At 69.9% G+C, this 20138-nt stretch carries 14 protein-coding genes and 5 tRNA genes; 10 read left to right on the top strand and 9 right to left on the bottom strand.

Features of this window, described 5'->3' with window-relative positions:
• Positions 1-145: 145 nt before the first annotated feature.
• From AB0L37_RS02935 to AB0L37_RS02925, 3 genes are all read right to left on the bottom strand, one after another.
• Positions 146-218 (bottom strand) — tRNA-Lys (locus tag AB0L37_RS02935).
• Between the two features lie 89 nt (positions 219-307).
• Positions 308-1810, bottom strand: a complete 1503-nt coding sequence (locus tag AB0L37_RS02930; RefSeq protein ID WP_365499065.1) for an amino acid permease — start codon at positions 1808-1810, stop codon at positions 308-310.
• Positions 1811-1931: 121 nt separating this feature from the next.
• The gene (locus AB0L37_RS02925; RefSeq protein ID WP_365499062.1) at positions 1932-4175 is read right to left on the bottom strand and encodes a DEAD/DEAH box helicase; all 2244 of its coding nucleotides are present in this window, start codon (positions 4173-4175) and stop codon (positions 1932-1934) included.
• A 187-nt stretch (positions 4176-4362) separates the two neighbouring features.
• Between AB0L37_RS02925 and AB0L37_RS02920 the strand changes: the two genes are divergently transcribed.
• Complete coding sequence (locus AB0L37_RS02920) at positions 4363-5094, top strand: hypothetical protein (RefSeq protein ID WP_365499059.1); 732 nt, start codon at positions 4363-4365, stop codon at positions 5092-5094.
• Positions 5095-5121: 27 nt separating this feature from the next.
• Here the strand turns inward: AB0L37_RS02920 and AB0L37_RS02915 are convergent, their stop codons facing one another.
• On the bottom strand, positions 5122-5472 hold the full coding sequence (locus AB0L37_RS02915) for a metallopeptidase family protein (protein ID WP_365499056.1): 351 nt from the start codon (positions 5470-5472) through the stop codon (positions 5122-5124).
• Between the two features lie 58 nt (positions 5473-5530).
• Here AB0L37_RS02915 and AB0L37_RS02910 point away from each other — a divergent pair, with 58 nt between their 5' ends.
• The 4 genes from AB0L37_RS02910 (at position 5531) to AB0L37_RS02895 (ending at position 7485) form a co-directional block, all read left to right on the top strand.
• The gene (locus AB0L37_RS02910) at positions 5531-7120 is read left to right on the top strand and encodes a metallophosphoesterase (RefSeq protein ID WP_365499053.1); all 1590 of its coding nucleotides are present in this window, start codon (positions 5531-5533) and stop codon (positions 7118-7120) included.
• Positions 7121-7200: 80 nt separating this feature from the next.
• Positions 7201-7273 (top strand) — tRNA-Glu (locus AB0L37_RS02905).
• Positions 7274-7311: 38 nt separating this feature from the next.
• Positions 7312-7386, top strand: a tRNA-Asp gene (locus tag AB0L37_RS02900).
• A gap of 22 nt (positions 7387-7408) precedes the next feature.
• A tRNA-Phe gene (locus tag AB0L37_RS02895) sits at positions 7409-7485 on the top strand.
• A gap of 36 nt (positions 7486-7521) precedes the next feature.
• Here AB0L37_RS02895 and AB0L37_RS02890 read toward each other — a convergent pair.
• A complete protein-coding gene (locus tag AB0L37_RS02890; protein ID WP_365499050.1) occupies positions 7522-8613 on the bottom strand; it encodes an ABC transporter permease in 1092 nt (363 codons plus the stop codon).
• A 137-nt stretch (positions 8614-8750) separates the two neighbouring features.
• Between AB0L37_RS02890 and hrpA the strand changes: the two genes are divergently transcribed.
• The 3 genes from hrpA (at position 8751) to AB0L37_RS02875 (ending at position 13467) form a co-directional block, all read left to right on the top strand.
• Positions 8751-12764 (top strand): ATP-dependent RNA helicase HrpA, encoded by a 4014-nt coding sequence (gene hrpA / locus AB0L37_RS02885; protein WP_365499047.1) that lies wholly within the window; start codon positions 8751-8753, stop codon positions 12762-12764.
• 94 nt (positions 12765-12858) lie between these two features.
• Positions 12859-12933: transfer RNA gene (locus tag AB0L37_RS02880), tRNA-Asp, on the top strand.
• Between the two features lie 321 nt (positions 12934-13254).
• The gene (locus AB0L37_RS02875) at positions 13255-13467 is read left to right on the top strand and encodes a DUF6274 family protein (RefSeq protein ID WP_365499044.1); all 213 of its coding nucleotides are present in this window, start codon (positions 13255-13257) and stop codon (positions 13465-13467) included.
• A gap of 450 nt (positions 13468-13917) precedes the next feature.
• Here AB0L37_RS02875 and bldC read toward each other — a convergent pair whose 3' ends face one another.
• Both bldC and AB0L37_RS02865 read right to left on the bottom strand, forming a co-directional pair.
• Positions 13918-14124 carry a developmental transcriptional regulator BldC gene (gene bldC, locus AB0L37_RS02870; RefSeq protein WP_003949541.1) on the bottom strand — a complete coding sequence of 69 codons (207 nt, stop codon included), beginning with the start codon at positions 14122-14124 and terminating at the stop codon, positions 13918-13920.
• A 475-nt stretch (positions 14125-14599) separates the two neighbouring features.
• Positions 14600-15442, bottom strand: a complete 843-nt coding sequence (locus tag AB0L37_RS02865; RefSeq protein WP_365499042.1) for a hypothetical protein — start codon at positions 15440-15442, stop codon at positions 14600-14602.
• A gap of 195 nt (positions 15443-15637) precedes the next feature.
• Here AB0L37_RS02865 and AB0L37_RS02860 point away from each other — a divergent pair, with 195 nt between their 5' ends.
• Both AB0L37_RS02860 and AB0L37_RS02855 read left to right on the top strand, forming a co-directional pair.
• On the top strand, positions 15638-16741 hold the full coding sequence (locus tag AB0L37_RS02860) for a Glu/Leu/Phe/Val dehydrogenase dimerization domain-containing protein (protein WP_365499039.1): 1104 nt from the start codon (positions 15638-15640) through the stop codon (positions 16739-16741).
• A gap of 263 nt (positions 16742-17004) precedes the next feature.
• Entirely contained in the window at positions 17005-17271 is a 267-nt protein-coding gene (locus tag AB0L37_RS02855; protein ID WP_365499036.1) for a DUF3073 domain-containing protein, read from the top strand.
• A gap of 116 nt (positions 17272-17387) precedes the next feature.
• Here the strand turns inward: AB0L37_RS02855 and purM are convergent, their stop codons facing one another.
• Positions 17388-18455, bottom strand: coding sequence for a phosphoribosylformylglycinamidine cyclo-ligase (gene purM, locus AB0L37_RS02850; protein ID WP_365499034.1), 1068 nt, complete (start codon positions 18453-18455; stop codon positions 17388-17390).
• Positions 18456-18517: 62 nt separating this feature from the next.
• A complete protein-coding gene (purF, locus tag AB0L37_RS02845) occupies positions 18518-20044 on the bottom strand; it encodes an amidophosphoribosyltransferase (protein ID WP_365499031.1) in 1527 nt (508 codons plus the stop codon).
• Positions 20045-20138 lie beyond the last annotated feature (94 nt).

Genomic DNA, 20138 nt, shown 5'->3' with positions numbered 1-20138 from the left:
GCCGCCCCGCCACCAGACCCAGCCGAGCCTGATCGTCCGCCCCTCGGGCGAGCAGCGGGCGGGCAACCGGTCACCCACGCCCCGCACACACGAAAGCGCCCCCGCCCCACAGCTTTCGCCGCAGGTGAGAGCGCTTCCGAGTCGGTAGACCCTGTGGGACTCGAACCCACAACCAATGGATTAAAAGTCCACTGCTCTGCCAATTGAGCTAAGGGTCCACACGCCGGCCGGAGCCGACGCACCCCCGAGCATAGCCCGCCGGGCCCGGGACTCCGATCGGGTATCGGGATCCCGGGGGTGCGGAGCATCAGCGCAGGAACCAGTGGCGGGCCGAGATGCCCCACCAGGCTCCCGCGAAGCCCAGGACGACGAGGACCGCGACCGGGGCGTAGTTGAAGGTCTCCCAGGTGACCGGGGAGACCTGCGGCAGCATGAAGAGGACGGTGATGACGGCCACCCAGGTCACCGACACCACGCCGATCACCGTCGACCAGCGGCCCAGGTGCCACGGCCCGCGCTCGAAGGAGTCCCCCTTGCGCAGCCGCAGCAGGGTCGGGATGACGTACGCGATGTAGAGGCCGATGACCGCGATCGAGGTGACGGCCGCGTACGCCGTGACGTTGATGAGGTACGGCAGGCCGAGGACCAGCGCGCCCGCCGCCGCGAGCCAGACCGCCGCGACGGGGGTGCGGGTGCGCGGGCTGACCGAGCGCCAGACGCCGGAGAGGGGGAGCGCCCCGTCGCGCGAGAAGGCGTAGATCATGCGGGAGTTGGCGGTCACGGAGGCCATGCCGCAGAAGAGCTGGGCGCCGATGACGACGAGGAGCAGCAGCTTGCCGGCCGTCGCGCCGAGCGCGTCGAGGAGGATCTGCGCCGGCGGCGCCCCCGTCGCCGAGCCGAGCGCACCGTCGTACGACTGGATCGCGAACGTGAAGCCGAGGAGCAGGACGAAGCCCGCGATCCACGACGTCCAGATGGAGCGGACGATGCCCTTGGGCCCGGCCGTCGACGCGTCGTGCGTCTCTTCCGTCATGTGGGCGGAGGCGTCGTAGCCGGTGAAGGTGTACTGGGCCATGAGCAGGCCGATGAGGACGACGTACGGGCCGCTGCCCCAGCCCGTGTTGTTCACGAACTCACCGAAGACGAACGACGCCGACTGGTGGTGGTCGGGGACGAAGGCGAGCGCGCCGACGATCACGGCGACGCCGAGCACGTGCCACCACACGCTGACGGAGTTGAGGAAGGCGACGATGCGGACGCCGAAGGTGTTGAGCAGGCCGTGCAGGACGAGGATCCCGGCGAAGAGCAGGATCGTGCGGCCGGGCGTCACCTCGAAGTCGAACTGGAGGTTCAGGTACGCGCCGAGGAAGGACGCCGCGCCGAAGTCGATGCCGGCGGTCACCGCGACCTGCCCGAGGACGTTGAACCAGCCGGTGAACCACGCCCACGCGGCCGCCGAGCGCGGCGGGGCGAGCCGGTGGGCCCAGAAGTAGAGGCCCGCGGACGTCGGGTACGCCGAGCAGATCTCGGCCATCGACAGACCGACGAACAGCGTCATCAGGCCGACCGCCACCCAGCCCCAGGTGATGACGGCGGGCCCGCCGGTGTTCATGCCGAACAAGTACAGCGTCAGACATCCGGAGAGGACCGAGATGATCGTGAACGAGACGGCGTAGTTGGAGAACGCCGACATCCGGCGCGCCAGCACCTGCGTGTAGCCGAGCTGCGCGAGCCGCTCCTCGTCGGATCCGGCCGCGGCGGGCGCGGGGGGCGGATTCCGGTCAGTGGCCTTACTGGCATCACTTGTCATGCCCCCAGCGATTCCCGCGCCGGGAGCGCGGCAAGCTCCTGATCAAGCAGAAAGCGGGCCCGTCCCCGGAAGGGACGGACCCGCTTCAGTGATCAGCTGACCGGCCGGTCAGCGATCGATGTCAGCCGTTGCGCTTCCAGCGCGGCTTGTCGTCACGGCGGCCGAAGGACGAGCCGGAGCCCGAACCGGCGCCACGGTGGTCGTCACGGCGGCCGTAGGGACGGTGGCCGCCGGTGGCCGGACGGTCGTCACGACGGTCGCGGTTGAACGGACGGTCGCTGCCCCGGTGACCGCCGGAGGGGCGGTCGTCGCGGCGGAAGCCACCACGGTCACCCGAGGGACGGTCGTCACGACGGAAGCCACCACGGTCACCGGACGGGCGGTCGTCGCGACGGAAACCGCCACGGTCACCCGAGGGACGGTCGTCACGACGGAAGCCACCACGGTCACCCGACGGGCGGTCGTCACGGCGGAAACCGCCACGGTCACCCGACGGACGGTCGTCACGACGGAAACCGCCACGGTCGTTGTCACGACGCTCGAAAGAACGGCCACCGCGGTCGTTGTCCCGGCGGAAGCCACCGCGGTCACCCGAGGGACGGTCGTCGCGACGGAAACCGCCACGGTCGTTGTCACGACGGTCGTCGCGACGGAAGCCACCACGGTCACCGGACGGACGGTCGTCACGACGGAAGCCACCACGGTCACCGCGGTCACCGCGGTTGTCACGACGCTCGTAGTTGCCCCGGTCGTCACGACGCTGACGCGGCTGCTCGTACGAGGACGAACGCTCGGTCTGCTCGGAACGCTGCGGCTCCTGCGCCGCGACGGCCTCGGCGACCTGCTCGGCGGCGGCCTCCTGCGCGGCGGCGACGGCCGCGGCCACGCCCTCCTCGTCCTCGCCGCGGTCACGGGCGGCGCGGGCGGTCAGGCGGTCGGCCTGCTCGCGCAGCTCGGCGGCGCGACGGGTCGCGCGCTCCAACTGCTTGGTCAGGCTGGAGACTTCGCGCTCGGCCTGCTGCGCGGCGTTGCCCGCGGACTCGGCCTCGACCTCGGTCATCGACCGGGCACCGGTGATCTCCGCGACCTCGGGGTCGAACGCGGCGCCGCCCTGGATGATGTGACGCCCGGCGTCGACGCCCGCGTCCTCCATGAGGCGGAAGATCTGGCGGCGCTGGTGCGGCAGCGAGAGCGAGACGACCGTACCGGTGCGGCCGGCACGCGCCGTGCGGCCCGCGCGGTGCAGGTAGTCCTTGTGGTCGCCGGCCGGGTCCACGTTCAGGACCAGGTCGATGCCGTCGACGTGGATGCCGCGGGCGGCGACGTCGGTGGCGACCAGGGCGTTGACGTAGCCCTTCTTGAAGTCCTCGAGGACGCGGGTACGGGCGCCCTGCGTCATGCCGCCGTGCAGCGCGTCGGCCTTCACACCGGCGTCGCAGAGCTGCTCGGCGATGCGGTCGGCGCCCAGCTGGGTGCGGACGAAGATGATCGTGCGGCCCTTGCGGGAGGCGATGGCGGCCGTGACCGGCGCCTTGTCCTTGGGCTTCACGATGAGGATGTGGTGCGACATCGTCGTGACGTTGCCCTGGGCGCTGTCGACCTCGTGGCTGACCGGGTTGTTCAGGTAGCGCGTGACCAGGGTCTTGATCTCGTTCTCCATGGTGGCGGAGAAGAGCATGCGCTGGCCGCCGGCCGGCACCTGGTCGAGCAGCTCGGTGACCTCGGGCAGGAAGCCCAGGTCGGACATCTGGTCGGCCTCGTCGAGGACGGCGACCTCGATGTTGCTCAGGTCGCAGGCGCCGCGGTTGATGAGGTCGCGCAGGCGGCCCGGGGTGGCGACGAGGATGTCGACGCCGCGCTCGAGCGCGTAGATCTGGTTGCCCATCGACGTACCGCCGCAGACGACCTTCATCTTCAGGCCGACCTGGTCGCCGTACGGCTGGAGCGCGTCCGCGACCTGCATCGCGAGCTCACGGGTCGGGGTGAGGATGACGGCGCGCGGCTTGTGCTTCTCGCTGCGTCCACCGGCCAGACGCGCGAGCGTCGGCAGGCCGAAGGAGAGGGTCTTGCCGGAGCCGGTGCGGCCACGGCCGAGGATGTCCTTGCCGGCCAGGGCGTCCGGGATGGTCGCGGCCTGGATCGGGAAGGGGGTCGTCACGCCGTTCTGCGCGAGCTTGCGGACGACGGCCTCGGGCAGGCCGAGGTCCTCGAAGGTGAGGGTGGGCTCGGCGGGCTCGGCGGCCTCGCCGACGGCCACGGTGTCGGTCGTCTCGTCCACGGCGACGGCCTGTACGGCGTCGACGGCGTCCTGAGCGTTCTGGTCGTTCTCGGACATGACGGCCTGGTCAGAGCTGGAAACAGACATGCGAAATGCGAAACCTTCCGGAGTTTCGGCACGCGCCCGCAACTCCGTGTATTCGCAATTCAGCAAATCGACCGCCTCAATGCGGTCCAGCCACGGCAAGGGAGAGTACGCGCCACACGGCGCTCTCTTAACGGCGCCGGGCAAATGGGATCAAACGATCTACCACCATACGCACCCGATACCCCCCGTGGCAAACCGTTCCCCTGAGACCCGCCTCACACGGCCCCGCATCGGCCCCACGAAGGGGGTGCTTCAGGCCGGCTGCCCGGCCCGCGGCTCCGGCTCGGAGGCCAGCTGCGGAGCCGTCTGCTGCTCGTGCGCGGAGGACGAGGGCTCGGCCGTGGTCGGCGACGGCGGGGGCGGCGTCGGCGTCGGGGTCTCCTTCGGAGGCGGCGGCGACGAGGGCGTGCCGCGCGGCGTGCTCGGCCGCGCCGACGGGGTGCCCGGCGCGGCCGACACCGGCTTCGAGGGGGCGGCGCTGCGCGAGGCGGACGCCGACGCGGACGACGGGGCCGAGGCGGCCGCGGACCCGCCCGGACCGGCCGACGCGTCCGCGGCCCGCGCCCCTGACCCGCCCGCACCGCCGCGCACCACCGCACCGCCGTCGGGCGCGGCGCCCCCGCCCCGCTCCGACGCGGAGTGCGACGGCGCGGCGGAGTGCCCGTCGTCGGCCACGCTCATGCACCCGGCGGCCGCGGCGACCGCCACGGTGGTCACCGCGATGCGGCCGAGCCGCAGCACGCGGGACCGGGGTGGCGAGGGGGGCGACGACGGGGGTGAAACGGACAGCTGGCGCACGGGCGAGCACCTCCGGGCACGTGACAGGGTCATCGTTCCCAACTCCCGTGCGCCACAAGAGGACACGCGCCAACCAAAGACCGCACAAACCTCGCCGGCCGCGCGTATCGGTCACCCGTAGCCGAGCGCGTGCAGCCGCGCGTATCGGTCACCCGTAGCCGAGCGCGTGCAGCCGCGCGTCGTCGATCCCGAAGTGATGCGCGATCTCGTGCACCACGGTGATCTCGGTCTCGGCCACCACGTCCTCGCGCGTCGCGCACATCCGCAGCGTCGGCCCCCGGTAGATGGTGATCCGGTCCGGCAGCACCCCGGCGTACCACTCGCCGCGATCGGTAAGGGGCGTCCCCTCGTAGAGCCCGAGCAGCTCGGGGTCCTCGGCAGGCGGCTCGTCCTCCACGAACACCGCGACGTTGTCCATCAGTCGCGTCAACTCGGGCGGAATCCGGTCGAGCGCCTCGGCGACCAGTTCCTCGAACTCCTCACGCGTCATCTCCAGCACACGGCCATTGTCCGGCACAACCCGCATATCCACCCGCCCACTTGGGCATACGGGAGCAATGGCCCGCCCACCCGCTGTCGCCATACGCCGAGCCCTCCACCGCATACGGGGCGTACGCACCGCCCCGTCGGCCCTCGCGCGGCACTACCGCGCCCGACGCTCGCACCCCGTCGTGGAGCTCGTCCACCCGCCCCATCCGTACGTACGCGCCCTCGGCCTCGTCGCCGTCGTGCTGCTCGGCGCCTGGCTGGGCCTGCTGATCGTCGGCAGCGTCCGCGCCCCGGTGGGCCCGATGGACACCCGGATGACGCTGCGCCCCTCGCTCTCCGGCGGCACGAAGATCAACGTGTCCCCGCTGGGCGCCCTGGAACTGCACTCCCACACCGCCCCCATCCGCCTCGACGTCGACGTCGACCAGCTCGACCCGGTCCGCGCCCAGGCCCTCGTCGACCACCCCGAGCGGCTGTCCGGACTCCAGGACGAGGTCGCCCGCGACGTGGAGCACGGCACCCTCGACCTGGCGGTGCGCTCGTGCGTGGCGGTGGTGGCGGGCGCGACGACGCTGGGCCTCGTCGTCTACCGCCGCCCGCGCCGCGCCCTCGCCGCCGGCGGCCTCGCGCTCGCGCTCCTCGCGGCGTCCGGAGGGACGGCGTACGCGACCTGGAACCCCAACTCGGTCCTGGAGCCGAAGTTCTCCGGGCTCCTGTCCTCCGCCCCGTCGGTGGTCGGCAACGCGCGCTCGATCGTCACCGAATTCGACGTCTACCAAAAGGAGTTGGCCCGCCTGGTCACGAACGTCACGAAGCTCTACGACGTGACGTCGACGCTGCCCACGTACCAGCCGGACCCGTCCACGATCCGCGTCCTGCACGTCTCGGACATCCACCTCAACCCGGCGTCCTGGAAGATCATCGCGTCGCTCGTGGACCAGTACAAGATCTCCGTGATCGTCGACACCGGCGACACGATGGATCACGGCTCGGCCGCCGAGAACGGCTTCCTCGACCCGATCAAGGACCTGGGCGCGCCCTACGTGTGGATCCGCGGCAACCACGACTCGAAGACCGAGACGCAGAAGTACCTCGCCGACCGCAAGCGCTTCAAGAACGTGCGCGTCCTCGACGACGGCAGGGCCGTCACGGTCGCGGGCCTGCGCTTCGCCGGCACCGGCGACCCGCAGTACACCCCGGACCGCTCGACCAGGGCCCAGGGCGACCCGGCCGAACGCATGGCGGGCCTGCGCCTCGCCTCCGCCATCCGCGACCAGCGGGTGGCGGGCACCCCCGTCGACATCGCCCTCGCGCACGAGCCGGTCGCGGCCAAGGAGGTGGACGGCACGGTCCCGCTCGTCCTGGCCGGGCACGTCCACCACCAGGAGATGCAGGTCCTCCCCCTCGGCACCCGGCTCCGTATCGAGGGCTCCACGGGCGGGAGCGGGCTGCGCGCGGTCGACAACACCGACAGCCACCCCGACCCGGTCGAGGCGTCCGTCCTCTACGTGGACCGCACCACCAAGCGCCTCCAGGCCTGGGACGAGATCCGCCTCGGCGGCCTGGGCCTGACGAAGGCCGAGGTCAGCCGCCATCTCCCGAAGGAGAACCAGCCCGGAGCGACCCCGTCCCCGAGCGCTCCGCAGGGGTCCCCGTAAACCGTTTTGGCGATAGCTCCCCGCATCCCATATGCTTCTCACGTCCCCGACGCGCTGCAAAGCGCGCAGGCGGGCCGATAGCCCTCATCGTCTAGCGGCCTAGGACGCCGCCCTTTCAAGGCGGTAGCACGGGTTCGAATCCCGTTGGGGGCACGCAAGTCCGTGTGCGACACTGTTGCACGCAACAGCTTGGTCCTGTGGAGCAGTTTGGAGTGCTCGCCACCCTGTCAAGGTGGAGGCCGCGGGTTCAAATCCCGTCAGGACCGCTGAAGTTCTTCGGAACTTCGTGGCTGGGTAGCTCAGTTGGTACGAGCGATCGCCTGAAAAGCGATAGGTCGCCGGTTCGACCCCGGCCCCAGCCACCAGATCGAAGGCCCCGTCTCCGGACGGGGCCTTCGGCGTTATACGGCCGCGTGCAGCGGTCGCGTCCCCCGGCCGCCCGGGTGCCTGTGCCGCCAGAACCAGAACAGACCGCACGAGACGAGGGACCAGCCGGCGAGGACCAGGAACGGGAACGCGTGCTGGTCGCCCTGGAAGTACACCGCCGTGTGCTGCGCGTTGACCGAGGCGCCCGGCGGGAGCCACTGGCCGACGCGGCCGATGACGGTCGGGAGGAGCGGGGGCGCCACCGCGCCGCCGGAGGCCGGGTTGCCGAGCAGTACGAGCAGGCCCCACGTCGGGATCATCGCCCAGCGGTGGAAGAACGTGTTGAACATCGTGAAGACCATCCCGCACGTGAACATCGTCAGCGCGAGGATCAGCCACGACTCCACGAACGGCAGGTCGACCGCGCCGAGCAGCCAGTCCGCGACCGCCGCCACCGCGAACCCGCCGAGCAGCGCGTACGCGACGGTGAAGGCGATCCGCTCGGCCGGGTTCAGACCGCGCGCGTGCACGCTGAGCTGGATCGCGCCGACGAAGCCGATGATCACGGCCGCGAGCGAGATGTAGAAGATCGTCAGGCCGCGCGGGTCCCCGCTCTGGAGCGGCCGTACGTCCTTGACCTTCACCGGGATCCCGGTCGCCTCGCTCACCGCGGGGCCGGCCTCCGTGAACACCTGCGCCACGGAGTAGCCGGACGCCCCGGAGACGTCCAGGTCGACCCGGGCCCCGCCGTCGCGCACGTCGAGGACCGCGTAGATCCGCTGCTCGTCGATGGCGGTGCGGGCCGCCTCCCGCGAGTCGTACGGCTTCAGGTCGAGCTGCGCGTCGAGCGCCTTCTCCATGGCGCCGAGGAACTGCTTGCCGCGCGCCTGCTCGTACTGGCCGGTGACGCCGGTCGGGATGTGGTGCGGGGTCGGGTTCGCCATGGAGTACGTGTACGAGGCCGCGAACAGCGCGGCCGCCGCGGCCAGGATGAGGACGAGCACGGATGCCGGAAGAAACGGCGACTTCTTGAAGTTCGACCAGTGGTCGGCCCGGGTCGGTGGCCGCCCGTGGTCTCCGTGCGGCGGGTGCGGACGCGGCTCTTCCTCGTCGGGCAAAGGCGACATACCTGCACGTTAAATCACGCATAAGCCACATACACCCCGGCGGGCGGCCCGGGTGAGCCGTCGCGGCCGGGGTACCGGGGGCGCCGGGGCAAAACCGTTCGCCACGCATTTCCCCGAGGTGAGATCCTGGAGGACGTATGTCTACGCAGCCTGCCCCCGCCGCCGATCAGTTCGCCGCCGTAGCGCGGCGCCTGGCCGAACTGTCCCTGCGCGACGAGCACCGCCTTGGTCGCAGGCTCGAAGGTGCCCGCAAGATCCGCAAGCCGGAGGCCCGCGCCGCCGTGCTCGCCGAGATCGACGCGGAGGCCGAGAAGGCCGCCGTGCGCACGGACACCCGCCGCTCCCGCCGCGAGGCGCTCGACGTCACGTATCCCGAGCAGCTCCCGGTCAGCCAGAAGAAGGACGAGATCGCCGACGCGATCCGCGACCACCAGGTCGTGATCGTGGCCGGTGAGACCGGATCGGGAAAGACCACCCAGATCCCCAAGATCTGTCTCGACCTCGGCCGCGGCGTGCGCGGCATGATCGGGCACACGCAGCCCCGCCGGATCGCGGCCCGCACGGTCGCCGAGCGCGTCGCCGACGAGCTGCACACGCCGCTGGGCGAGGCGGTCGGCTGGAAGGTCCGGTTCACCGACCAGGTCGACCAGGACGGCACCTTCGTCAAGCTGATGACGGACGGCATCCTGCTGGCCGAGATCCAGACGGACCGCGAGCTGCGCGCGTACGACACGATCATCATCGACGAGGCCCACGAGCGGTCCCTCAACATCGACTTCCTGCTGGGCTACCTGGCCCAGCTGCTGCCGAAGCGCCCCGACCTGAAGGTCGTCATCACCTCGGCGACCATCGACCCCGAGCGCTTCTCGCGGCACTTCGGCGACGCCCCGATCGTCGAGGTCAGCGGCCGTACGTACCCCGTGGAGGTGCGCTACCGGCCGCTCCTCGAAGAGGAGAGCGACGACTCCGACCGCGACCAGATCACCGCGATCACGGACGCGTGCGAGGAGCTGATGCGCGAGGGCGACGGCGACATCCTCGTCTTCCTCTCGGGTGAGCGCGAGATCCGTGACACGGCGGACGCGCTGGAGAAGAAGAAGTACAGATTCACCGAGGTGCTGCCGCTGTACGCGCGGCTCTCGCACGCCGAGCAGCACCGCGTCTTCCAGCAGCACACCGGGCGCAGGATCGTTCTCGCGACGAACGTCGCCGAGACGTCGCTGACCGTCCCGGGCATCAAGTACGTGATCGACCCGGGCACCGCCCGTATCTCCCGCTACAGCCACCGTACGAAGGTGCAGCGGCTGCCCATCGAGGCGATCAGCCAGGCCAGCGCCAACCAGCGCAAGGGCCGCTGCGGCCGTACGTCCGACGGCATCTGCATCCGCCTGTACTCGGAGGACGACTTCCTCGCCCGCCCCGAGTTCACGGACGCGGAGATCCTCCGTACCAACCTGGCGAGTGTCATCCTCCAGATGACCGCGGCAGGCCTCGGTGACATCGAGAAGTTCCCGTTCATCGACCCGCCGGACCACCGCAACATCCGCGACGGCGTCCAACTCCTCCAGGAACTGGGCGCGTTGGACCCGAGCGAGAAGGACGTACGCAAGCGGCTCACGCAGCAGGGCCGCAAGCTCGCCCAGCTGCCGGTCGACCCGCGTCTGGCCCGCATGGTCCTGGAGGCCGACAAGAACGGCTGCGTGCGCGAGGTCATGGTCATCGCGGCCGCGCTCTCCATCCAGGACCCGCGCGAGCGCCCGTCCGACAAGCAGCAGCAGGCCGATCAGCAGCACGCCCGCTTCAAGGACGAGACCAGCGACTTCCTGGCGTTCCTGAACCTGTGGCGGTACGTCCGCGAGCAGCAGAAGGAGCTGGGCTCCTCCGCCTTCCGCCGGATGTGCAAGCGCGAGTTCCTGAACTTCCTGCGCATTCGCGAATGGCAGGACATCTACACGCAGCTGCGCACGGTCGCGAAGCAGATGGGCATCCACCTCAACGACGAGGACGCCCCCGGCGACTCCATCCACGTCTCGCTCCTGTCAGGCCTCCTCTCCCACATCGGGATGAAGGACGTGAAGGAGTCCAAGGAGTCGGCGCAGAAGGACCCGAAGCAGGCCGGTCGTGATCGCGGTCGCAACGAGTACATCGGCGCCCGCAACGCCAAGTTCGCGATCTTCCCCGGCTCTGCCCTCTTCAAGAAGCCCCCGCGCTTCGTGATGTCGGCCGAGCTCGTGGAGACCAGCCGCCTGTGGGCGCGGGTCAACGCGAAGATCGAGCCCGAGTGGGTCGAGCCGCTCGCCGAGCACCTGCTCAAGCGCACGTACAGCGAGCCGCACTGGGAGAAGGACCAGGCGGCCGTGATGGCGTACGAGAAGGTGACGCTGTACGGCGTTCCGCTCGTCGCCCAGCGGAAGATCAACTACGGCCGGATCGACCCCGAGGTCTCGCGCGAGCTGTTCATCCGCAACGCGCTGGTCGAGGGCGACTGGCGTACGCACCACAAGTTCTTCGCCGACAACCGCAAACTCCTCACCGAGGTCGAGGAGTTGGAGCACCGGGCGCGCCGGCGCGACATCGTGGTGGACGACGACACCCTCTTCGACTTCTACGACCAGCGGGTGCCGGAGCACGTCGTCTCGGGCGCGCACTTCGACTCCTGGTGGAAGCGCAGGCAGAAGGAGGAGCCGGAGCTGCTCGACTTCGAGCGCTCCATGCTCATCCGGGAGTCCGCGGAGGCCGTCACCAAGGACGACTACCCGGACGCCTGGCACCAGCGGAACCTGAAGTTCCGGGTGACGTACCAGTTCGAGCCCGGCGCGGACGCGGACGGCGTGACCGTCCACATCCCGCTCCAGGTGCTCAACCAGGTCACCGACGAGGGCTTCGACTGGCAGATCCCGGGCCTGCGCGAGGACGTGGTCGTCGAGCTGATCCGCTCGCTGCCCAAGCCCATCCGCCGCAACTACGTGCCGGCGCCGAACTTCGCGAAGGCGTTCCTGGACCGGGCCGTGCCCCTCCAGGAGCCGCTGCCGACGACGCTCGCGCGGGAGCTCCAGCGGATGGTCGGCGTGCCCGTCACGCCCGACGACTTCGACCTGAGCCGCGTACCGGAACACCTGAAGATCACGTTCCGGATCGTCGACGAGCGGCGGCGCAAGATCGCCGAGGACAAGGACCTGGAGGCGCTGAAGCTCCGGCTGAAGCCGAAGGCCCGCCAGGCCATCTCCAAGGCGGCCGCGGCGACCGCCGAGCGCGCGGGCGGCCCCTCGGTCGAGCGCTCGGGCCTCACGGACTGGACGATCGGCACGCTCTCCCGGGTCTTCGAGACGCGGCGCGCGGGCCAGCCGGTGAAGGCGTACCCGGCGCTCGTCGACGACGGACCGACGGCAGGCACCGTCTCCGTACGCCTCTTCGACACCGAGGCCGAGCAGGCCCAGGCCATGTGGAAGGGCACGCGTCGGCTGATCCTGCGCAACATCCCGGTCAACCCGGGCAAGTTCGCCTCCGACAAGCTCACCAACGCCCAGAAGCTGGCCCTGTCCGCCAACCCGCACGGCTCCGTCCAGGCGCTCTTCGACGACTGTGCGATGGCCGCCGCGGACAAGCTCATCGCGGACTTCGGCGGCCCGGCGTGGGACGAGGAGTCGTACCGGAAGCTCTACGACAAGGTGCGCGCCGAGATCGTCGACACGACGGTGCGCACGGTCGGCCAGGTGCAGCAGGTGCTCGCGGCGTGGCAGGCCTGTGAACGCCGCCTGAAGTCCACGAAGAGCCCGACGCTGCTGCCCAACCTCCAGGACGTCCGCGCCCAGTTGAACGCCCTGGTGCACCCGGGCTTCGTCACGGACACGGGCCTGCGCCGGCTCGGCGACCTCATGCGCTACCTGGTCGCCGCGGACCGGCGCCTCCAGCAGATGCCGACGAGCGTCCAGCGCGACGTCAGCCGCATGGAGAAGGTCCACGAGATGCAGGACGAGTACGCGTGGCTGCTCGAACAGCTGCCGCAGGGGCGTCCCGTGCCGCAGGAGGTCCTGGACATCCGCTGGATGATCGAGGAGCTGCGCGTCAGCTATTTCGCGCACGCGTTGGGCACGGCGTACCCCGTCTCGGACAAGCGGATCGTGAAGGCGATCGACGCGGCCGCGCCGTGATCGTCCGGCCACCCAGGGTGAGTTCGACCGTCGGGCCTGCACTGCTGTAGAGTCCTGCTCGCAGCGCAACGCGGTAACAGCGCAGCGAGAACAAGGTCCTGTGGAGCAGTTTGGAGTGCTCGCCACCCTGTCAAGGTGGAGGCCGCGGGTTCAAATCCCGTCAGGACCGCAGTGAACGAGAGGCCCGCACCGAATGGTGCGGGCCTCTCGCGTTGCCCGGAGGCCGCGCCCGCGGCGGAGCCGCCATCGGCACAGCACATCCCGTCAGGACCGCAGTTGAAGAGGGCCCGCACCATTCGGTGCGGGCCCTCTTTGTCATGCCCCAGGGGCGCGGGGCCGGGTCGATCAGCGGCTCCGCCGCGGGGCGCGACCAGCCCCCACCGAAGCCGCGGTCGGCAAGGGCCCCGAGCGGCACCCGGGCGGCCGCCCTTGACTCCACCCCACCCTCTCGGTACGCCTGAACCACGACCCCGGCCGAGAGGCGGAGCCCATGGCGGCAACGGCACGACATGAGACGCGGGCCCTGCTGCGCGCCCACCTCGCCGCCGCCTCCGGCTACCGCCATCTCACCCGGCACTGCCCGATCTGCCACCGCCTGCTGCGGCTCGCCATGGATCCGGCCTCCGAGCCCGCCACGGAGCCCCTGGAGGGCCCTGAGGGCGCCTGGGGGTGCGACGGGGACGAAAGTCCCCCACAGGCATGACCAAAGCCGACCCACGCGGCCCCCAACTGATGGCAGCCTGGGGAGAGTCGGAGCTCTCTCGCACGACGCCCGACCGCGCCGGCCCCCTCTAGCGCACGGGCGTCACCTGCAACAAGCTCCGGTGCGTGTGACGGGTGTCACCGAACGAGTTTTGGAAACACCGTTTCTTACACCCCTCCTACAACTCCTCAATTTAATATGTGCAATTGCACTCCCCCTACAGCCCTCCGCCAGAGACCGATCAAGGTCCAACAAGGGCACCCACGGAACCCCGGCGGACGCGGTCCCGCGCGCACAAAAAAGATCGCGCTGGACCCGGCGGAGTCCAGCGCGATCTCGGGATGACACAGCGGCCCTGTTGGGGCAGGACGGCGTCAGGTGGAGCTAGGGGTGGGTGCGGTACGGGTTGGGGGACCCGGAACACCCGGTCTTGCGGTGTTTTACGAAGCCTCAGGCCTCGCTGCGCTGCTGCGGAATACCCGCGAGCAGTGCGCGGACCTCAGCCTCGCGGTAACGGCGGTGTCCGCCGAGCGTGCGAATCGACGTGAGCTTGCCAGCCTTCGCCCAGCGCGTGACCGTCTTGGGGTCGACGCGGAACATCGTGGCGACCTCAGCCGGGGTCAGCAGCGGCTCGGCATCAGGGGTGCGAGCGGTCATGAGCGGCCTCCTCGGGAGAACCGAACCTTCTCGGTTCTTTCCTTTAAATTCTGCACCTTGACCCGCGTTGCCCGATATGGCGGACACGGGTCGAGTCGGTTATAGGACGAACGGCTTGTCCTCGGCACTACAACTACACCATCCGTCCAGCCGCGTCGGCCAAACCGATGGAATTGCCCTCCCAGGTGTTCATCAGCGACGGAAGCCGATGGACCATGCCATAGCGGACAGTCACGCCACCGTGACGATCAGTCACAGAGCGATCAGGAGTCATCAGACCCCCCACAGACAGTGCAATGCTGAGTTATCCGTCCATGGTTGGACTCAGTTGGACGGATGGAGCCCTCCCCGGACTCCTTGTCCTATTTTGGCATGAGGAGGGGCCTTGGGCGCAAGGGCGCAGTTAGTGCGGTCCGTCACGCTTGAGGCAAAAGCCCGGATCAGGACGTAGGTCCTAAGAGCCGGACAGGGCAGGTCAGTTGGCGAACTGCCGGTCCCGCGCCGTCCGCCAGCGCTCCACGAGCCGCGCGTACGCCTCGCCGGCGACGTCCCCGTCGCCGGAGCGAAGCGCCTCGATGCCCTCGGCCACATCCGCCGCCGAGTGGTCCTCGTCGAGGAAGTCCGGCGGCAGGGTGTGCACGAGGCCGCCGTAGTCGAGTTCGACGTGCGAGCGGGGGTGGAACTCCTCGAGCCAGCGCCCCACATCTACCAGGCCGTCGATCAGCGGCCCCTCGTCCATCGCTTCCCTCAGCGCGCGCAGCCCGCGCGCGACCCGGCGCCGGGCCTGCACCATCGGCGTCCGGTAGCGGAAGAGCGGAACGCCGCCCTCCCCTTTCTTCTCGTACACGCGCTCCTCGTCGGAGACGAGCACGAACCAGTTCAGCGGCACCTGCCAGATCGACGTACGGATCCAGGGGCGCGCGTCCGGGTTCCGCTCCAGCCAGCGCTCGTAGTCGTCGGACGCCTGCCGGCGCACCACCGGGGGCAGCACCGCGTCGAGGACCGGGGCCGGCAGCTGCCCCACCAGCTCGTCCAGGGCCTGCCAGCCGCGCAGCCGGGTGCGCCACGGGCAGACGCACAGCACCCCGTCCGCCTCAAGGACGAACGCGTCGTCGCTCTCGTGCACCGGCACCGGGATCGGCGGCGTGGGCAGCAGATCGGCCAGCGAGCGGCGCAGTTCGTCCTGGTAGGAGGGGTGGTGCTCACGCTTCGCGTAGCGCTCCCAATGGCCGCGCTCGGGCTGCGGAAAAGCCGCGAGGGGCTCGTACACGCGCAGATACGCCGCGTACGGGACGGTCACCGACGACACCTTGGGCACTGGTGCTCCCTCCCCCGCCCGGCGACTGGAAAACCCACCGTACGTCCGGCGGCCCGCGACGCGAGAGAGTGATCCTCGGCACTGCGGCCGTGGCGGGCACGCGCACGCTCTAATCTCTTGCCCACGAACACCACGGCGACCCGCCACCCGCACGGGAACCGCCCCACCGCCGCTATGTACTTGGGAGTCACCACAGTGACCGATGTGACCGGCGATTCTGTCCGCACCACCGACGTGTTGCACACCCTCTTCCACTCGGATCAGGGCGGCCACGAGCAGGTCGTGCTCTGCCAGGACCGCGCGAGCGGCCTCAAGGCCGTCATCGCCCTCCACAGCACCGCCCTGGGCCCGGCCCTCGGCGGCACGCGCTTCTACCCGTACGCCTCCGAGGAGGAGGCCGTCGCCGACGCACTGAACCTCGCGCGCGGCATGTCGTACAAGAACGCCATGGCCGGGCTCGACCACGGCGGCGGCAAGGCCGTGATCATCGGCGACCCGGACACGATCAAGAGCGAGCAACTGCTGCTCGCGTACGGCCGGTTCGTGGCCTCGCTCGGCGGGCGCTACGTGACCGCGTGCGACGTCGGCACGTACGTCGCCGACATGGACGTGGTGGCGCGGGAGTGCCGCTGGACGACCGGGCGCTCGCCGGAGAACGGCGGCGCGGGCGACTCCTCCGTGCTCACCGCCTACGGCGTCTTCCAGGGCATGCGCGCCTCGGCCCAGCACCTGTGGGGCGACCCGACGCTGCGCGGCCGCAAGGTGGGCATCGCGGGCGTCGGCAAGGTCGGCCACCACCTCGTGGAGCATCTCCTGGAGGACGGCGCCGAGGTCGTGGTGACGGACGTCCGCGACGAGTCCGTACGACGGATCACCGACCGGCACCCCGAGGTCGCCGTCGTGCCCGACACCGAGGCGCTGATCCGGGTCGAGGGCCTGGACATCTACGCGCCCTGTGCCCTGGGCGGCGCCCTGAACGACGAGTCCGTACCCGTCCTGACCGCGAAGGTGGTGTGCGGCGCGGCCAACAACCAGCTCGCTCACCCGGGCGTCGAGAAGGACCTCGCGGACCGCGGGATCCTCTACGCCCCCGACTACGTGGTCAACGCGGGCGGCGTCATCCAGGTCGCCGACGAGCTGCACGGCTTCGACTTCGACCGGTGCAAGGCGAAGGCCGCGAAGATCTTCGACACCACTCTTTCGATCTTCGCTCGCGCAAAGTCGGATGGCATTCCGCCGGCCGCCGCGGCCGACAGGATCGCCGAGCAGCGGATGGCGGAGGCGCGCGGAAGGGCCTGAGGGGCCGGGCGACGTAACGAGAGTCACCCCTCCCGGCGGGTCGCCCTCCAAGAAGAGGTTAAAATCGCAGCTGACCAGCGAGGACAGGGCTCCTGGCTGGTCCTGCGTCCAGGCGCGTGCTGCGGGCGACGTACCGTATGGGCGTGGGCTCAGGTACCGTGGAAGCCCTACGGACCGGTCTCCTTGCGGGGAGCCCGTTCCAGATCATGAACGCGTGTCAAGACTCTGGGGCCGTGAAGCCCCATCACCGAGGGGGTCGAGCCATGGGGCGCGGCCGGGCAAAGGCCAAGCAGACGAAGGTCGCCCGCCAGCTGAAGTACAGCAGCGGCGGGACTGACCTGTCGCGTCTGGCCAACGAGCTGGGCGCATCTACTCCAAGTCCTCTCTCGAATCAGCCGCCGAACGGCGAGCCTTTCGAGGACGACGACGAGGAAGACGACCCGTACGCCCGCTATGCGGATCTGTACGACGACGAGGGAGACGAGGACTCCGACGAGTCCGGTCCGTCGTCCCAGCGCCGCGGCGCTTGACTTCGTACTGCTTCCTTCAGCACTGCATCTGTTGCGGCAGTGCATAACTGCTGAACACTTCACCCGGTCCGGGGTGGTCACCACGCCGGACCGGGTTTTGTGCTGCCCTTACGGGACTACTTGGCGTAGTCCCCGGTGAGCTCGGCGCCCGTCGTACGGTCGCCGCGGTCGGTGATCTCGCCGGCCACCCAGGACTCCACGCCGCGGTCGGCGAGGGTCGCGAGGGCGACGTCCACGGATTCCTGCGGGACGATCGCCATCATGCCGACGCCCATGTTCAGCGTCTTCTCCAGCTCCAGGCGCTCCACCTGACCGGCCTTGCCGACCAGGTCGAAGATCGCGCCGGGGGCCCAGGTGGAGCGGTCCACGGTCGCGTGCAGGCCGTCCGGGATGACGCGGGCCAGGTTCGCCGCGAGGCCGCCGCCGGTGATGTGGCTGTAGGCGTGGACGCGGGTGGTGCTGGTGAGCGACAGGCAGTCGAGCGAGTAGATCTTCGTCGGCTCCAGCAGCTCCTCGCCGAGGGTGCGGCCCAGCTCGTCGACCTGCTGGTCGAGGGCCATGCCCGCGCGGTCGAAGAGGACGTGGCGGACCAGCGAGTACCCGTTCGAGTGAAGACCCGAGGACGCCATGGCGATGACCGCGTCACCCGTACGGATACGGTCCGGGCCGAGCAGGTTCTCGTACTCCACGACGCCCGTACCGGCGCCCGCGACGTCGAAGTCGTCCGGGCCGAGGAGGCCCGGGTGCTCGGCTGTCTCGCCGCCGACGAGGGCGCAGCCCGCGAGGACACAGCCCTCGGCGATGCCCTTCACGATGGCGGCGACGCGCTCCGGGTGGACCTTGCCCACGCAGATGTAGTCGGTCATGAAGAGCGGCTCGGCGCCGCACACCACGATGTCGTCCATGACCATCGCGACCAGGTCGTGGCCGATCGTGTCGTAGACGCCCATCTGGCGGGCGATGTCGACCTTCGTGCCGACGCCGTCGGTGGCGGAGGCCAGGAGCGGACGCTCGTACTTCTTGAGGGCGGAGGCGTCGAAGAGGCCGGCGAAACCGCCGAGGCCGCCGAGGACCTCGGGGCGCTGCGTCTTCTTCACCCACTCCTTCATCAGCTCTACGGCGCGGTCGCCGGCTTCGATGTCGACGCCTGCGGATGCGTAGCTGGCACCTGTGGTCTCAGACATTGCCTGGGATCTTTCGGGTTGGTGGCTGAATTGTCTGGGGGACACCCCCAGACCCCCTGGCTCTACGGGCGACGGATCGCGTCGGACGCAGCCGTGGAGGCAGGGCCTGCGGCCAGTTCCGTCTCCAGGAGCTGCTTGCCGAGGAGCTCCGGGTCGGGGAGGTCCATCGGGTACTCGCCGTCGAAGCAGGCGCGGCAGAGGTTCGGCTTGGCGATGGTGGTCGCCTCGATCATGCCGTCGATGGAGATGTACGAGAGGGAGTCGGCGCCGAGCGAGGTGCCGATCTCCTCGACCGTCATGCCGTTGGCGATGAGCTCGGCGCGGGTCGCGAAGTCGATGCCGAAGAAGCAGGGCCACTTCACGGGCGGCGACGAGATCCGGATGTGGACCTCGGCGGCGCCGGCCTCGCGGAGCATGCGGACCAGGGCGCGCTGCGTGTTGCCGCGGACGATCGAGTCGTCGACGACCACGAGCTTCTTGCCCTTGATGACTTCCTTGAGCGGGTTCAGCTTCAGACGGATGCCGAGCTGGCGGATCGTCTGGGAAGGCTGGATGAACGTACGACCCACGTACGCGTTCTTCACCAGGCCGGCGCCGAACGGGATGCCGGAGGCCTCCGCGTAGCCGATCGCGGCCGGAGTACCGGATTCCGGCGTCGCTATGACGAGATCGGCGTCCGCGGGCGCTTCCTTCGCGAGGCGGCGGCCCATCTCCACACGGGAGAGGTACACGTTCCGGCCGGCGATGTCGGTGTCCGGGCGGGCCAGATAGACGTACTCGAAGACGCAGCCCTTGGGCTTTGCTTCGGCGAATCGGGACGTTCGCAGGCCGTTCTCGTCGATGGCGACGAACTCGCCCGGCTCGATCTCGCGGACGTAGGAGGCGCCGCAGATGTCGAGGGCGGCGGACTCCGAGGCGACGACCCAGCCGCGCTCCAGGCGGCCGAGGACCAGCGGGCGGATGCCCTGCGGGTCGCGGGCGGCGTACAGCGTGCCCTCGTCCATGAAGACGAGGGAGAAGGCGCCCTGGACCTGAGGCAGCACCTTGGCGGCCGCCTCTTCGATGGTCAGGGGCTTGCCGTCGTCGTCGACCTGGCCGGCGAGGAGCGCCGTGACGAGGTCGGTGTCGTTGGTGGCCGCCACCTGTGTGGCGCGGCCGTTCTCCTTGGGGAGTTCGGCGACCAGCTCGGCGAGCTGCGCCGTGTTGACCAGGTTGCCGTTGTGGCCGAGCGCGATCGAGCCGTGCGCGGTGGCACGGAACGTCGGCTGGGCGTTCTCCCACACGGAGGCCCCGGTGGTCGAGTAGCGGGCGTGACCGACCGCGATATGACCTTGGAGCGAACCTAGGGAAGTCTCGTCGAAGACCTGGGACACGAGGCCCATGTCCTTGAAGACGAGGATCTGGGAGCCATTGCTTACCGCGATTCCCGCGGATTCCTGACCCCGATGCTGGAGGGCGTAGAGCCCGAAGTACGTGAGCTTTGCGACCTCTTCGCCCGGAGCCCAGACACCGAAGACGCCACAAGCGTCCTGGGGGCCTTTCTCGCCGGGGAGCAGATCGTGATTGAGTCGACCGTCACCACGTGGCACGGCTCCGAGTGTAGACGTGATCGACCACTGGTCCGAATTGGGGATGCCGGCTTCGTACGTTGACACGACCCGGACGCGCGTAGCGTGCTGGGTG

It is taken from the genome of Streptomyces sp. NPDC052225 (genome assembly GCF_040679615.1).
In the GTDB taxonomy this organism is placed as follows: domain Bacteria; phylum Actinomycetota; class Actinomycetes; order Streptomycetales; family Streptomycetaceae; genus Streptomyces.
The sequence above is the reverse complement of the archived record's forward strand: the minus strand, read 5'-3'. Positions and strand labels throughout refer to the sequence as shown.

Bases quoted from the DNA above. Each gene is read 5' to 3' on its own strand.
- AB0L37_RS02930 (WP_365499065.1), bottom strand. From the start codon at position 1,810: ATGACAAGTGATGCCAGTAAGGCCACTGACCGGAATCCGCCCCCCGCG.
- AB0L37_RS02875 (WP_365499044.1), top strand. From the start codon at position 13,255: ATGGCGGCAACGGCACGACATGAGACGCGGGCCCTGCTGCGCGCCCAC.
- AB0L37_RS02925 (WP_365499062.1), bottom strand. From the start codon at position 4,175: ATGTCTGTTTCCAGCTCTGACCAGGCCGTCATGTCCGAGAACGACCAG.
- hrpA (WP_365499047.1), top strand. From the start codon at position 8,751: ATGTCTACGCAGCCTGCCCCCGCCGCCGATCAGTTCGCCGCCGTAGCG.
- AB0L37_RS02855 (WP_365499036.1), top strand. From the start codon at position 17,005: ATGGGGCGCGGCCGGGCAAAGGCCAAGCAGACGAAGGTCGCCCGCCAG.
- purM (WP_365499034.1), bottom strand. From the start codon at position 18,455: ATGTCTGAGACCACAGGTGCCAGCTACGCATCCGCAGGCGTCGACATC.
- bldC (WP_003949541.1), bottom strand. From the start codon at position 14,124: ATGACCGCTCGCACCCCTGATGCCGAGCCGCTGCTGACCCCGGCTGAG.
- AB0L37_RS02890 (WP_365499050.1), bottom strand. From the start codon at position 8,613: ATGTCGCCTTTGCCCGACGAGGAAGAGCCGCGTCCGCACCCGCCGCAC.
- AB0L37_RS02910 (WP_365499053.1), top strand. From the start codon at position 5,531: ATGGCCCGCCCACCCGCTGTCGCCATACGCCGAGCCCTCCACCGCATA.